General features: G+C 44.3%; 2 tRNA genes and 1 rRNA gene. All 3 read left to right on the top strand.

The features are described 5' to 3' along the window. The first annotated feature begins 81 nt into the window (after positions 1–81). Positions 82–197 (top strand): 5S ribosomal RNA (gene rrf, locus ACZSMY_RS23175). Between the two features lie 68 nt (positions 198–265). Beyond that, positions 266–340 (top strand) — tRNA-Asn (locus ACZSMY_RS23180). Between the two features lie 3 nt (positions 341–343). Beyond that, a tRNA-Ser gene (locus ACZSMY_RS23185) sits at positions 344–435 on the top strand. Positions 436–449: the final 14 nt, after the last annotated feature.

The following is a 449-nucleotide window of genomic DNA, read 5'->3' on the forward strand; positions in this document are numbered from 1 at the left end:
TTACATATTTTTTAAAATTAGTACTTGATTTTTTCTCAAAAACGATTATAATATTGATTGTTACTGATTTTTAAAACATTGTCTGGTGGCGAGAGCGAAGAGGTCACACCTGTTCCCATGCCGAACACAGAAGTTAAGTTCTTCAGCGCCAATGGTAGTTGGGGGCTTCCCCCTGCGAGAGTAGGGCGTTGCCAGGCAAGAGTATTCTCTTATGAAGTCCTTAAGGACAAGCGAATTACTTCTTTCTTTAATATTATGGAATTATTCCACAGTAGCTCAGTGGTAGAGCAATCGGCTGTTAACCGATCGGTCGTAGGTTCGAATCCTACCTGTGGAGCCATATGGAGAGCTGTCCGAGAGGCCGAAGGAGCACGATTGGAAATCGTGTAAGCCGCTATCGCGGCTTCGAGGGTTCGAATCCCTCGCTCTCCGCCATTTAAACTATTACA

This window comes from Oceanobacillus sp. B139/18, assembly GCF_055524595.1.